Source organism: Cellulomonas sp. KRMCY2 (genome assembly GCF_000526515.1).
Lineage (GTDB): Bacteria > Actinomycetota > Actinomycetes > Actinomycetales > Cellulomonadaceae > Actinotalea.
Genome location: NZ_JAGF01000001.1, coordinates 2543563 through 2556207 on the forward strand (window position 1 = coordinate 2543563; position 12645 = coordinate 2556207).

The 12645-nt window shown below is 71.2% G+C and carries 14 protein-coding genes and 2 pseudogenes; 10 read left to right on the forward strand and 6 right to left on the reverse strand.

Annotated elements, in window-relative coordinates; genetic code table 11:
* Positions 1–80 precede the first annotated feature (80 nt).
* Positions 81–1265, forward strand: a complete 1185-nt coding sequence (locus K415_RS0112210; RefSeq protein ID WP_024287325.1) for an MFS transporter — start codon at positions 81–83, stop codon at positions 1263–1265.
* 48 nt (positions 1266–1313) lie between these two features.
* Here K415_RS0112210 and K415_RS0112215 read toward each other — a convergent pair whose 3' ends face one another.
* Both K415_RS0112215 and K415_RS0112220 read right to left on the reverse strand, forming a co-directional pair.
* Positions 1314–1694 (reverse strand): DUF2255 family protein, encoded by a 381-nt coding sequence (locus K415_RS0112215; protein WP_024287326.1) that lies wholly within the window; start codon positions 1692–1694, stop codon positions 1314–1316.
* Between the two features lie 76 nt (positions 1695–1770).
* Positions 1771–2805 carry a zinc-dependent alcohol dehydrogenase family protein gene (locus K415_RS0112220; RefSeq protein WP_024287327.1) on the reverse strand — a complete coding sequence of 345 codons (1035 nt, stop codon included), beginning with the start codon at positions 2803–2805 and terminating at the stop codon, positions 1771–1773.
* A gap of 231 nt (positions 2806–3036) precedes the next feature.
* Here K415_RS0112220 and K415_RS0112225 point away from each other — a divergent pair, with 231 nt between their 5' ends.
* From K415_RS0112225 to K415_RS21890, 6 genes and pseudogenes are all read left to right on the forward strand, one after another.
* Positions 3037–4203: an aminotransferase class I/II-fold pyridoxal phosphate-dependent enzyme gene (locus tag K415_RS0112225; RefSeq protein WP_024287328.1), complete on the forward strand. Its 1167-nt coding sequence runs from the start codon at positions 3037–3039 to the stop codon at positions 4201–4203.
* A gap of 61 nt (positions 4204–4264) precedes the next feature.
* Positions 4265–4330, forward strand: a pseudogene (locus K415_RS25150) (hypothetical protein); the annotation flags it as partial.
* Between the two features lie 71 nt (positions 4331–4401).
* Positions 4402–4581, forward strand: coding sequence for a TIM-barrel domain-containing protein (locus K415_RS24715; RefSeq protein WP_024287329.1), 180 nt, complete (start codon positions 4402–4404; stop codon positions 4579–4581).
* 100 nt (positions 4582–4681) lie between these two features.
* Positions 4682–5008: a putative quinol monooxygenase gene (locus K415_RS0112235; protein WP_024287330.1), complete on the forward strand. Its 327-nt coding sequence runs from the start codon at positions 4682–4684 to the stop codon at positions 5006–5008.
* Between the two features lie 125 nt (positions 5009–5133).
* A complete protein-coding gene (locus tag K415_RS24325; RefSeq protein WP_024287331.1) occupies positions 5134–5562 on the forward strand; it encodes a hypothetical protein in 429 nt (142 codons plus the stop codon).
* Positions 5559–5837, forward strand: a complete 279-nt coding sequence (locus K415_RS21890; protein ID WP_024287332.1) for a substrate-binding domain-containing protein — start codon at positions 5559–5561, stop codon at positions 5835–5837. The genes K415_RS24325 and K415_RS21890 overlap by 4 nt, the downstream gene beginning before the upstream one ends.
* Before the next feature lie 5 nt (positions 5838–5842).
* Here the strand turns inward: K415_RS21890 and K415_RS0112250 are convergent, their stop codons facing one another.
* The 3 genes from K415_RS0112250 to K415_RS0112260 are packed head-to-tail and all read right to left on the reverse strand — an operon-like array spanning position 5843 to position 8296.
* Positions 5843–6832, reverse strand: coding sequence for a Gfo/Idh/MocA family protein (locus tag K415_RS0112250; RefSeq protein WP_051480562.1), 990 nt, complete (start codon positions 6830–6832; stop codon positions 5843–5845).
* Between the two features lie 31 nt (positions 6833–6863).
* On the reverse strand, positions 6864–7796 hold the full coding sequence (locus tag K415_RS0112255) for a hypothetical protein (RefSeq protein ID WP_024287334.1): 933 nt from the start codon (positions 7794–7796) through the stop codon (positions 6864–6866).
* Positions 7793–8296: a heme-degrading domain-containing protein gene (locus K415_RS0112260; protein WP_024287335.1), complete on the reverse strand. Its 504-nt coding sequence runs from the start codon at positions 8294–8296 to the stop codon at positions 7793–7795. The genes K415_RS0112255 and K415_RS0112260 overlap by 4 nt, the downstream gene beginning before the upstream one ends.
* Positions 8297–8471: 175 nt before the next feature.
* On the opposite strand from K415_RS0112260, the gene K415_RS0112265 reads away from it, so the two are divergent.
* Positions 8472–9161, forward strand: a complete 690-nt coding sequence (locus tag K415_RS0112265) for a TetR/AcrR family transcriptional regulator (protein ID WP_024287336.1) — start codon at positions 8472–8474, stop codon at positions 9159–9161.
* Here the strand turns inward: K415_RS0112265 and K415_RS0112270 are convergent.
* Positions 9092–9574, reverse strand: a pseudogene (locus tag K415_RS0112270) (integrase core domain-containing protein); the annotation flags it as partial. The gene K415_RS0112265 and the pseudogene K415_RS0112270 overlap by 70 nt on opposite strands.
* 217 nt (positions 9575–9791) lie before the next feature.
* On the opposite strand from K415_RS0112270, the gene K415_RS0112275 reads away from it, so the two are divergent.
* Both K415_RS0112275 and K415_RS0112280 read left to right on the forward strand, forming a co-directional pair.
* The gene (locus tag K415_RS0112275) at positions 9792–10781 is read left to right on the forward strand and encodes a LacI family DNA-binding transcriptional regulator (protein WP_024287338.1); all 990 of its coding nucleotides are present in this window, start codon (positions 9792–9794) and stop codon (positions 10779–10781) included.
* A 232-nt stretch (positions 10782–11013) separates the two neighbouring features.
* Positions 11014–12558 (forward strand): ABC transporter substrate-binding protein, encoded by a 1545-nt coding sequence (locus K415_RS0112280; RefSeq protein ID WP_024287339.1) that lies wholly within the window; start codon positions 11014–11016, stop codon positions 12556–12558.
* Positions 12559–12645 lie beyond the last annotated feature (87 nt).

Sequence of the window (12645 nt, forward strand, 5' to 3'; positions counted from 1 at the left end):
GTGTGCACGCCGCCGATCCGGTGCGGCGTCGTTGGGAGTTCGGCTCCCGGGTGGGTGGGCTCGTCCAGAGAGGCGCGCCCATGACCCACCCCTACCTCACCCTGGTGCGCACACCGGGTGTCCCGGTCCGGCTCGGCGCGGTCTTCGTCAGCGCCGTCACCCTGGGCATGATGTCGCTGACCGTCGTGCTCTGCGTGCGCGAGTGGACCGGCTCCTTCGCCCTGGCCGGAGTCGCCAGCGGACTCTTCAGTCTCGGCAACGCGGCCGGGATCGCCCTGCAGGGCCGCCTCCTGGACCGCGCGGGCGGTGGGGCTGTGGTCGGTGTCGCGGGAGCCGTCTGCGCGTCGGCCATCCTGGTCTTCGTCGTCGCGGGCTCGGCCGGCGCACCATCGGGCGTCCTGCTCGTCTCCGTGGTCGTCGCGGGTGGCACCGTCCCCGCCGTCACCGCCGCCGTCCGGTCCTGGCTGCCGAGCGCCCTGGTTTCCGAGCATGATCGGACCGCGTCCTATGCGTTGCTGTCGGTGGCCTTCCAGGCGGCCATCGCCGTCGGTCCGCTGCTCGTGAGCGTGTGCGTCGTGGTGGCCGGACCCGCCCTCGGGGGACTGGTCGCCGCGGTGCTCGTAGGCGTTGCGGCGGGGATGTACGTGCGGGCCGCTCGCTCGGACCACCCTGCCTCTCTCCGGGGGCGCCTCGCTGGGCCGGGGGATGTCCTCACTCGGGGGCTGCGGGTCGTGCTGGCCGTGACCGCCATGACCGGCGTCGGCTTCGGCGCTGTGGTCGTGGCTCTCCCGGCCGTCATGACGGACAGGGGAACGCCGGCTCTCTCCGGGGTCCTGTTCGCCGCGATCGCGGTGGGCGAGGTGTGCGGGGCCCTGGCCTACGGGTCGTGGCGATGGCGTGGACGGCGCCCCCTCCACCTGGTCCTGGGCCTCGTGGGGTCCGGGGGCGCCTATGCGACAGCTGTCGTGGCAGTGCCGTCGACGGTCGTGCTCGTGGTGGTCCTGTTCGTCTCCGGGATGGCCGCCGGGCCGGTTGCCATCGTGCTCTCGGCACTGATCGACGACGTGACGCGCCGTGGTGTCGTCGGCCGCGCCTACGCCCTGCTGGTGAGCACGAACCTCGTCGCCATCGCCGGCGGCAGCGCGGCGGCAGGGTTCATGGCGGATCTCATGGCGCCGGCGTTGCTGCTCGGCGTCCCCGCCGGACTCTCCGGGATCGCCGCCGGCTGGACACTGGCTTGCCGGCAGAGCCTGCTCCGCGGGTAGGCCGGCCCGTCTTCTCGGAGTGTGGCCGTGGCCGACGGCGACCCCGGATCAGCTGTCGCGCGGCAGGAGGCGGATCGTCACGTCATGGACCTTGGGGCCGACGACGCTGCCGACGATGCCCGGTCCGTACCGGTCGTACTTCGCGTGGTAGGCGGCGTCGACAGCGGTGTGTGCGCCGGAGGTGGGTTCGTCGAACACGACGTCGCGCTCGATGCCCCCGGCGCGGATGCGGCCGGTGCCGCTGGCCTGGGCCCGGACGAACCAGGGGTTCGTCGAGCCGTAGGCGGACCGCACGTACAGGTCGTCCCCGGCGCCGGCGACCCAGATCGTCACGTACGGGCGCAGGGTCCCGTCCGGTCGGGTCGAGGCGATCTGCAGCTCCTCGGCGTTCCCGATCCGGGTCAGCTCGTCCTTGGTCCAGCTCGTCATCTCAGTGACTCCCTCCACAGTGCGTTCTCCCAGGGTGTCCGGGCACGGGTGTCACGGAGAACGCGTCGGACGCGGCTCAGCGGCGGATGAGGACCTTGAGCGCTCGCCGGTCGGCCATCGACTGGTACCCGGCGGCCACGTCGTCCAGGGTGACGGTGCGGTCGAAGACCCGCCCGGGCTGGATCGTCCCGTCCAGGACGTCCGGAAGGAGGTCCTCGATGTACGCGCGCGCCGGCGCGACCCCACCGGTCAGGGTGATGTTGCGCATGAGGGTGCCGAAGTCCATCGGGACGTCGGTGTACTGCGGTGCGCCGACGCGGCCGATGACGCCCCCGTCGCGGGTGACACCGATCGCCGTCTCGACCGCGGCGCGGGTGCCGACGCACTCGAGGACCGCGTGCGTGCCGTCCCCGCCGGTGAGGTCCCGCACGCGCGCCACGCCCTCGTCGCCGCGCTCGGCCACCACGTCGGTAGCGCCGAGGTCCCGGCCGAGGGCGGTTCGACCCTCGTGGCGGCCCATCAGGATGATGCGCTCGGCGCCCAAGCGCTTCGCGGCGATCACCGCGGACAGACCGACGGCGCCGTCCCCGATGACGGTGACGGTGGTCCTGGCGTCGACGCCGGCGGTGACAGCGGCGTGATGGCCGGTGCACATCACGTCGGAGAGGGTCAGCAGCGCCGGCAGGAGCTCGGAGTCCTCGCCCACCGGGACCTTGACGAGGGTGCCGTCGGCCTGCGGGACGCGGACGGCCTCGCCCTGGCCGCCGTCGACGTCGCCCGCACCCCAGTGGCCGCCGTGCCGGCACGAGGTCTGAAGGCCGGCCCGGCAGAAGTCGCAGGTGTTGTCCGACCACACGAAGGGCGCGACGACGACGTCGCCGCGCTTCAGCGTGGTCACGTCGGCGCCGATGTCCTCGACGACGCCGAGGAACTCGTGCCCCATCCGGCTTCCGTGCTCGACGGGGGCCATCGACGCGTAGGGCCACAGGTCGCTGCCGCAGACGCACGAGACGAGCACGCGCACGATCGCGTCGGTCGGCCGGCGCAGCACCGGGTCGGGCACGTCCTCCACGCGCACGTCACCGGCGCCGTACATCAGGGTCGCTCGCACAAGCAGTCTCCTCGGGAGTGTCGACGGGGCCGACGCCGAGGGGTGGCGCCGCGCCCAGACACAAGGAGACGCCCGCCGGACGAGATGGGGGAGTCCCTGCCTGTCCGGGTACTGGCAGAACCCCCCACCGAACCCCCCACCGAACCTGGGACTGCCGCTCGCCCGCGCGGCGGGCAATCATGGGAACCCACGCCGGCCGAGTGGCGGGCGCCGCACGAGAGGGCTGTCGAGATGGAGCTGTCGGACCGGGCTCGGGCGGCGGGCGATGCGATCGAGCCCGTGACGTCCTTCTTCCTCTCCTTGCGCGCGATGGACGGTCAGCCCGACGTCGTCGACCTGACGTTCGGCGACCCGCACGAGATGCCGCTCCCCGCCCTCGTGAACGCGTTGCGCGCGACCATCGAACCGCGGGCGGAGGACTGGTTCGCCTACAAGTCCAGCTTCGCGCCCGCGCAGGAGACGATCGCCGCCGGGCTCCGCGACGAGCTCGGGCTGCCCTACGAGGCCGCGGACATCACCATGACGCAAGGGGCCTTCGGTGCGATCGCGCTGGCGTTCCACCTGGTCGCCGACGCCGGCGACGAGGTGGTGATCCCGGAGCCGGGCTGGTTCTACGCCCCGATGCTCCGCGCGGCCGACATGATCCCGGTCAGGGCGCCGCTCGCCCCGGAGACCTTCGACCTGGACGTCGAGGCCGTCGCGCGTGCGATCTCACCGCGCACGCGCATGGTCGTCGTCAACTCGCCGGCGAACCCGACCGGTCGCGTCTATGCCCGCGACCGGCTGGTCGAGCTCGCGGCCGTGCTCGAGGCAGCCTCCGCGCGCAACGGCCGACGCATCTGGCTGCTGTCGGACGAGCCGTACCGGCGCATCCGCTTCGACGGCATCCGCTTCACCAGCCCCGCGGCCTGCTACCCGTGGACCCTGATCGACTACAGCTACGGCAAGGTCCTCCTCGCCCCCGGGCAACGCCTCGGCTACCTCGCGCTCTCCCCGCTGATCCCGACGCCGGAGCGCACCGAGCTGCGCGACGCGATCCTGCCGCTCCAGCTGGCCCTGGGGTGGGCATTCCCGGACGCGCTCATGCAGTACGCAGCACCGGCCCTCGAGACGGTCTCGATCGACCTCGGTGAGCTCACGCGCCGACGGGACCGGATGGTGGCGGCGCTCATCGGGGCGGGGTACACGCTCACCGTGCCCGAGGGCACGTTCTACCTCTGGGGGGCAGCACCGGGCGGCGACGCCGTGGCCTTCGCCGCCGCGCTGGCCGAGCGCGGCGTCTACGTGCTGCCCGGGACTGTCTTCGACCGGCCGGGCCACTTCCGCATCAGTCTGACGGCCACGATGGCGATGCTCGAGCAGGCGTTGCCCGCGCTCCGCGAGGTCGCTGCCGGCTGATCAGTCGCGCCCGCGGCCGGCCCGGCAGGCCGGGATCCACCTGGGCGTCGCCGGCGTTCCCGTGTTCACCACCGACATCGGCGGGTTCCTCGACGGTCACATCGACGACGCGGACTTCTGCGACCTCCTCGTGCGCTGGTTCCCGTTCGGCACCTTCTGCCCCGTGATGCGGATGCGCGGGACAGCCAGCCGACCGAGATGTACGGCTCGGACCTGCTGGTCGCGCCGGTCCTCGAGCCGCACGCCACCTCCCGGAGGGTCCACCTGCCCGCCGAGAGCACGTGGACCGACCTGACGTCCGGTGAGGTCCTGGCCGGCGGTCGCTTCGTGAACGTCGACGCGCCTCGAGCTGGTCGGGCGCGTCGGGGCGGGGGTTGAGCGGGCCGGGTGACGGGTCGCCGGGTCGCTTCCCGGATGTCATCGGCTCCTGCGGCGGACGAGTTGGTGAGGTGGGCACTTGCAGGGGGATGCTGACCCCATGTACTGCCTACTCGTGCGATTCCGAGTGCATGACGAGGTCGCCGCACGGCACTTCGACCAGCTGACCGCCACGGCGGTGGCCGAGATCACCGCCAAGGAGCCGGGGACGTTGGTGTACGCCACGCACCGGCCCACCGGCGAGCCGCTGACTCGCGTGTTCTACGAGGTCTATCGCGACGACGAGGCCTTCCAGGCCCACGAGCATGCGCCGCATGTCATCGACTTCCACGCGCGCAAGGCGGAGCTGCTCGCTGGCCCCGCCGACGTCGAGGTCCTGACCCTCGGGCCGCTCAAGGAGCGCTCCTCCGGCCCCGGGAGGTCGTGACGCCGGGCGCTGGACGCTGGACGTCCGGCGCCCAGGTCGGGTCGTCTCCACCGGTGCGGGGGTCCCAGCACGTGCCATGGCCGAGTTCGTCGCTCGGCCCCACGGGACCGCGAGGGTGGGTCGCCGTGCGCGGGGAAGAGGAGGTCGGGCTCTCCGAGTGGTGGTCGTGGATCGAGGTCGAGCCCGGGCCCCTCGCCGGTGACTGGGTCACTCCCTTCGTGACAGCGGCCGAGGCTTCGGACCTCGGCACGATCCGCCTGCTCGGCGGTCCCGCGCGGCCGCTCGCCTTTGCCGCCCAGCCCCGCCTCGGCGACGCCACCGGAGCGCGCAGGGTCCTGACCGACGAGTCCTGGGCGGCCACTGCTGTAGGACAGGTGGTGTCGGCCGGGATCTACGCGGGTGAGCGGGACGACGCCCGGCGCGATGACCGCGTGCTTACGAGGGCAGGTGCGGCCATGACCGGCGTGGCCCCCCCGTCCGCGTGCCCGCCGACTTCGCTCGGACGTGGTCGGCGCGCGGTCGGTGGTGCGGCGGCACCACGGCCGAACCCGTGACCGGCATCTGCACCTACAACGACGAGACCGCATTCGCTGTGCTCGCCGGTGCGCGCAGGCTGGGCCTGGCAGTCCCCGCCGATCTCGCGGTCATCGGCGTCGACAACATCCCACTTGCTCCCCTGGCGGAACCGCCCCTCACGACGGTCGACCAGAACACTGACGCGCTCGCCGCCCACCTGGCGCGTGAGGTGGCCCACGACGTGCTCGGCACGCCCGCTCCCCGGCCGCTGCCGGCGGACGCAGTCACGATCGTCGTGCGCGAGTCCGCCTGACAAGGTCACGGCCGCACCTCCGACGGCATCCGCGCGGCCATGCCGGCGGCCGCGTAGATCTCGTCGACGGTCCGCATCATCGCAACGGCCTCGGCCGGGCCGCTTACGACGGGGCCGCTGGTGAGCACGGCGCCGCGGAAGGCCTCGAGCTGATACCGGTAGGTAGACGTGGGGTCTGCGCTGGTGGTGGTCGTGCCGTCGGTGTCCGTGACCGTGACAGTCGCACCGAACTGAGGGTGGTACGGCATGTGCACCCGCACCTCACCAGACGAGCCGAAGACGCAGAGCTCCGCACCGAGGACGGCGTCCTCGAACATCGACGTCTCCAGCATGCCCGTCACCGGTCCGGCGAACTCCAAGGTGGCCGTCATCGAGCCATCGACGCCGTCCACCTGGCCGGCGCTGGCGGTGAGGACCGTCGGATCGCCGAACAGGTAGGTGAGCAGGCGCAGAGGGTAGACGCCCATGTCCATGAGCACTCCGCCGCCAAGACCGGCCTGCCACCGGATGTCGGTTCGGTCGGGATTGGGGTTGCGCAGTGACGCGGATGCCGTCTGGACGGTCCCGATCCTGCCCGAGGCGAGCACGTGCGCCACCTCGCCCCACAGCGGGTGGTGTGCCGAGTGGAACGCCTCCATCACCACGACCGGGCTCCCGGCAACGGCGGCGGCGATGTCGGCGGCCTCCTCGGCGTTCGCTGTGAAGGGCTTCTCGCACAGCACATGCTTGCCCGCGGCGACGGCCCTGCGGACCCAGGGCCCGTGCAGGGACGCGGGCGTTGCGATGTAGACGGCGTCGACGCCGTCGTCCTCGACGAGCTCGGCATAGCTGGCGACCACGCGGCCGATCCCGTGCTGCGCCGCGTACTCAGCGGCACGCTGCGGGTCACGGGCGGCAACGGCGACGACCTCGATCCCCTCAACGACCGCCGCCGGCTCCAGCAAGGCCATCTCGACGATGCGAGCCGCACTCATCACACCGATCCGTACCGGCATGTGATACCTCATTCTCTTCGTAGGGAAGTCCTCAGGCAGACGGGTAGGCCACGTAGGCGAGTCGCCGCGAGTCGGGCGCCCAGCTGTTGACGTTGATGGTGCCCTGGCCCCCCTGCAGCGCGATGCGGCCGCGAGTGCCGCGGGTGGCGAGGTCAACGAGCACGAGCTCGACGGGCAGGTCGGCCGGATGGCCGAGCGTGGCCGGCGGGTAGCTCAGGTAGCTCAGCAGGCGCCCGTCGGGGGACACGTGCGGGAACCAGTTGACCCGTTCGTCGTCCGTCAGCTGTTCCGTCGTGTCGTCGGCGAGCCTGTGCCGGAACACCTGTGCGTGGCCAGGCGCCGTCGAGGCGATCTCGGAGTTGAACCACAGCCAGGCGCCGTCGGGCGAGAACTCGGGGCCGTCGGCCACCGAGAAGCCGTTGCCGATCAGCGCCTCACGACCCGTCGACACGTCGAGGGTCCACAGCCTGCGGATTCCGAATTCGTCGTCGCCCAGCACCTCTGTGCCGACAAACGCGAGGACGCGGCCGTCCGGCGAGATTCCGTGCAGGAAGTGACGAAAGGCGCGCGCAGGGTCCTTGTCCGACGTGACCCGTCGGACCGGCCCACCCCGCCAGGGCGCGGTGTAGAGATGCCCGTCGTTGACCGAGACGACGTGCAGCGACCCGTCGGGCGACAGGATGTGGTCGTTGTTGACGTCCGTAGGGACACCGTCGAGCGCGATCGGCTCGAGCCCAGCCGGATCCTCGAGGTCGACCCGGAACAGCCGTCCGTCGGCATTGAGCACGATCCAGCGCCCGGACGGGTGCCAGTTCGGCGACTCGAACAGCCACTCGGCCGAATCGAGGACCAGGACGGACTCACCCGTCTCGACGTCCAGGACGAACAACTGGGCGCGCTGCCCCGCGGCCAGCGTCCGTACCCACCGCACGGGCTCCGCAGCCGCCCCTGCCGGCGCGGTCACCTGCGCACCTGCCCGGCCAGGTGCGCCCGCAGGGCCTCGACGACCAGCATGTGGTCCTCCAGGTCGGTCAGGCCGGACACGGTTGCGACCGCCACGAGCCCGGCACCGGCGACGACCACGGGGAACGCCCCACCCGCCAGGGTGTGCACCGCGGGGTCGAGCCAGCCGTGGTCCGACGGCGAGATGCCGGCCTCGGCGAACCGCCGCTGCAGGAGCAGCGTGCTGACCTCGAAGCGGAACACGGTCGCCGTCTTGCGCTCGACCCAGCGGTCGTTGTCCGCTGTAGCCCCGGGCAGCGCGGCGTGGAACAGCACCTGGGACGGGCGGCGGATGTCGACGACCGCACCAAGGCCGCGGGCCTGCGCCTGGTGCACGATGCTGCTGCCGATCTCCCAGGCGGTGGCGAGGGTGAACGACCCGAGCACGAGCTCGGCCTCCTGTCGCTCGATCTCCTCGATCCCGTCGCGCACCTCCCGCGCGGCTGCGTCCTTGTCGTTCACGCCTCGACCCTCCATCCCTCGGGCAGCAGCGCTGCCGGTGCACGACTACTGGCGAGGTCCACCGGCTGGCCCCGCCACCGTCTTGGTCTCCGCTCGTCGCCACACCTGTGAGTCAATCGTAAATGACCGTTGAGCTTCCGCACAAGAGCCGTGGCCGGCCGGTACGCTCGAACCTGTGTCCGAGGCGACCGCACCACGCCGCGGCCCCTACCGCAGGGGCATCGAGACCCGTGTGCGCGTGGTCGACACGGCCATCGAGGTGTTCGGCCGCCGCGGATACCGGGGTGGCACCCTGCAGGCCGTCGCAGATGGCGCCGGTATCACCCCAGGCGCCATCGTCCGGCTCTTCGGCTCGAAGGAGAACCTGCTCCTGGCGGTCTTCGACGAGTGGGACCGCCGTCAGGAGGAGCTGATCGGCGGCAGTGGTGAGCGCGGCGTGGCGCTGCTGCGGCGCACCGAGGTCCTCATGGCCCACCACGTCACCCACCCCGGCCTGCTCGAGCTCCACGTCCGCCTCGGCGCCGAGGCGCTCGACCCCGACGCGCCAGCGCACGCCCCGATCGTCGAGCGCTATGCACGTGTCCGCTCGGCCCTCGTCGGCCACGTCCTTGAGGCGTGCGCTGCCGGCGACCTCGCCCCCCTGGACGAGGCGTCGGCCCTCCATCAGGTTCGCGAGCTCACCGCGACCATGGACGGGCTCCAGCTCCAGTGGCTTCTGGACCCGTCCATGGACCTGCTCGCCACCTACTCCCGCTACCTCGAGGAATGGCTCGCCCGGCTAGGTGTACTCGGCCGTCAGGTTGTTGACAGGCGGCTGGTGGGTGGTAGTACTCCGAGGGTGCTGCGGCGACGTCGAGTGTTGTAGTGCTCGAGCCTGGGGGCAAGGGTGGCGGCGCGTTCGGCGTTGCTGGTGAAGACCTGGCGGTAGGCCCATTCGGTCTGCAGGGTGCGGTTGAGTCTCTCGACCTTGCCGTTCTGCCAGGGGCGGTGCGGCTTGATGAAGATCTGCTTGGCGCCCAGATCGGCGGCGACGTCGCGGCCAAGGGCGCGCCAGCCGCCGCGGTCGGGGATGCGTCCGACCTTCTTGGCGTCCATGTGGACCAGCTCGCCGGGCCGGTCGCGTTCGTAGCGCACCGCGGTGGCCTTGCTGGCCCGGATGACCACGCCGGTGGGCGGGTCCATGTCGGCCAGCAGCGGCATGCCTCGCCGGCGCAGGCGTGGTGATCGACTCACGCACAGCACGTGCTGGCCCGCGGCGACGGCCCGACGGACGCAACGTCCGTGCACTGACGCCGGCGTCGATGCCGTCCTCCTCGACGAGCTGGGCACAGCCGGCGACAACACGGTCCTGCGACACCTCAGTTGGCTCGCTGGGGACGCTCAGCCGACGGGCACGATGACGTCGTGGGATCGGTTCCACTCCCTCGTCCGTGAGGGGTGGCATCCTAGCGATCCAACCGCTACTGTGACGTTTCAGCGAGCCCGAGGGGGAGTCATGGCGAAGGCCGTCACCGCGAAGGACGTCGCGCGCGCCGCCGGGGTCTCGCAGGCGACGGTGAGCTACGTCATCAACAACACCCCGACGCAGACGATCTCTGCCGACACCCGCGCGCGCGTGCTCGCCGCGGTCGCAGACCTCGGCTACACCCCGTCGGCCGCCGCGCGTGCGCTGCGCCGAGGGACCAGCGACGTTGTGCTCCTGCTGCTGCCGGACGTCCCCTTCGGCCCCGTCGTGGCCCACGTCATCGAGCAGCTCACCGACGACCTCGAACCCGCCGGCCTGACCACTGTGACCCGCCGGATGCGCGCGGGCTCCTCCGTCGCGGCGCTGTGGCGCGAGATCCGGCCCGTCGCGGTCGTCGTCGTCGGCGGACTCGCCGATCACGACGAGCAGGACATGCGCGCCGCCGGGATCCACGTCCTCAGCACCATGCTCTCGACGTCCGCCGGGCATGTCGGCGCCGACGTGCCCCAGACCCTCATCGGGCGGCTCCAGGTGGAGCACCTCGCAGCGACCGGCCACCGCCGGATCGGCTACGCCGCGCCCGACGACGCCCGCGTCAGCGACTTCTACCGGCTGCGCCTTGACGGCGTGCGTTCGGCGTGCCTCGACCTTGGGCTGGACGACCCCGTCGTGCTGCCGGTCCACCTCGACGCGGCCGAGGCCGAGGTCGCGGTCCGGGCCTGGCTCGACCGCGCGGAGCCCGTCACCGGGGTCTGCGCCTACAACGACGAGACGGCCTTTGCGGTGCTCGCCGGCCTCCACCGCGCAGGCCTCAGCGCCCCCGGCGACCTGGCCGTCATCGGGGTGGACAACATCCCGCTCGCGAGTCTCGCGAGCCCACCCCTGACCACGATCGACCAGAACATCGACGCCGTCGCCGCCTATCTCGCGGCTGAGGTAGTCCACCTCGTGCAGGGCGGGCCCGCGCCGCACCCGCTCACCGTCGACAACGTGCGTCTGGTGATCCGCGAGTCGGCCTGACCCCGCGAGACGACACCCCGACCTGCGGGTGCTCGACCCCTGTGTCGTCGGACTGGGACGTGCCGTGGGCGGTCTCGCGTGACGGCTCGACCCACCTCGAATGACGGGCGCATAACGATTCCATCACGACTCTTGCGATCACGGGTCCGCTCATCTAGCGTACCTAAACGTATCACCTAGACGTATCAGTGGCGGATTGCCCCGCCCGACCCGATGCACTCAAGGGAGAGTCATGCGCAGACGTTTGCTGGCAGCCGGATCTGTCGCCCTCATGCTCGGCCTCACCGCCTGTGGTGGCGGCTCGAGCACCGACGACGCCACCGAGGGGCCCGACGGCACCGCGACCGGCGGCACCCTGACCCTGGCCCCCGTCGTGGTCGCCCAGCCATGGGACCTCAAGGACGCGGGCCTCGGCAACAACGTTACCTACTACCAGCCGGTCTACGACCAGCTGTTCCGCCTCTCGCCCGAGGCCGAGACCGGCCCCAACCTGGCCACCGAGTGGGAGTACGACGAGGCGCTGACCACGCTCACCGTCACCCTGCGCGAAGACGTCGTCTTCACCGACGGCACGCCTTTCAACGCCGAGGCCGTCGCCGCCAACCTCATGCACACCAAGACCGGCACCAACGAGGCTGCCAACCAGCTGAAGTCCGTCGAGAGCGTCGACGTCGTGGACGAGTTCACCGCGGCGATCCACCTGAGCGCCCCGGACCCGTCACTGGTCTCCAACCTCGGCAACACGGCCGGCATGATGGCCTGCCCGGACGCCCTCGGCACCCCCGAGCTGCAGACCACCCCGTGCGGGAGTGGCCCCTACGTCCTGGACGAGGCGAACACGACAGTCGACGCCAAGTACACGTTCATCCGCAACGAGGACTACTGGAACACCGAGGCCTTCCCGTTCGACATGGTCGTCCTGACGCCGCTGACGGACTCCACCGCCATCCTCAACGCCCTGCAGAGCGGTCAGGTGGACGGCGCGCTGATCACCGACTCGAAGAACATCGCGACGGTCGAGAGCGCCGGTCTCAACACCGTGCAGTACTCGGCCGGCTCCATCATGGGCTTCTACATCTGGGACCGCGCCGGCACGATTCAGCCTGCGCTGGCCGACGTCCGGGTACGCCAGGCGATCAACTACGCGTTCGACCGCCAGGCGATCATCGACACGGCGCTCCTGGGCCTGGGCTCGCCGCATGCCCAGATGTTCAACGCCCAGACTGTGGCGTACGACGAGGCGCTCAACGACCAGTACCCGTATGACCCGGAGAAGGCCATGGAGCTGCTCGCCGAGGCCGGCTACGCCGATGGCTTCGAGCTCGTCATGCCCGACCTGTCTGCCTTCAACGCCGGTGCGCAGGCCGCGATCGTCGAGCAGCTGGGTGCCGTCGGCATCACCGTGACCCTCGATGCCGCACCGCTGGACACGGTCATCAACGACATGCTCGCAGGCAAGTGGGCCACGGGCTTCTTCCAGCTCGACTCGTTCCGCCCGTGGGACACCATCCAGATCCAGCTCACGCCGGACGCTCTGTGGAACCCGTTCAAGTACGAGGACCCGATCGTCACCGACCTGATCAACGAGGCGCAGATGGCCACCGGTGAGGAGCAGGACGCGCTGTTCCTGGAGCTCAACACCTACATCGCCGAGCAGGCCTGGAACGCGCCGTGGACCGAGGCGCAGGCTACCTACGCCACGTCCACGCGGGTTGAGGTCGTGCCGCAGAACTTCAGCTCGGTCCCGGCTCTGTACAACTACAGCCCGGCCAGCTGAATCAACGGGTGCGTGGGTGGGCCGGTGAGCCGGTCCACCCACGCACCCCCCGGCCGCTCACCGGCGGCATCACCAACGCCACCCGCA

What these genes read in the sequence shown, in the direction of transcription:
- K415_RS0112280 (WP_024287339.1), top strand. Translation starts at nt 11,014, where the DNA reads ATGCGCAGACGTTTGCTGGCAGCCGGATCTGTCGCCCTCATGCTCGGC.
- K415_RS0112275 (WP_024287338.1), top strand. Translation starts at nt 9,792, where the DNA reads ATGGCGAAGGCCGTCACCGCGAAGGACGTCGCGCGCGCCGCCGGGGTC.
- K415_RS0112215 (WP_024287326.1), bottom strand. Translation starts at nt 1,694, where the DNA reads ATGACGAGCTGGACCAAGGACGAGCTGACCCGGATCGGGAACGCCGAG.
- K415_RS0112210 (WP_024287325.1), top strand. Translation starts at nt 81, where the DNA reads ATGACCCACCCCTACCTCACCCTGGTGCGCACACCGGGTGTCCCGGTC.
- K415_RS0112235 (WP_024287330.1), top strand. Translation starts at nt 4,682, where the DNA reads ATGTACTGCCTACTCGTGCGATTCCGAGTGCATGACGAGGTCGCCGCA.
- K415_RS0112225 (WP_024287328.1), top strand. Translation starts at nt 3,037, where the DNA reads ATGGAGCTGTCGGACCGGGCTCGGGCGGCGGGCGATGCGATCGAGCCC.
- K415_RS24715 (WP_024287329.1), top strand. Translation starts at nt 4,402, where the DNA reads ATGTACGGCTCGGACCTGCTGGTCGCGCCGGTCCTCGAGCCGCACGCC.
- K415_RS0112250 (WP_051480562.1), bottom strand. Translation starts at nt 6,832, where the DNA reads ATGCCGGTACGGATCGGTGTGATGAGTGCGGCTCGCATCGTCGAGATG.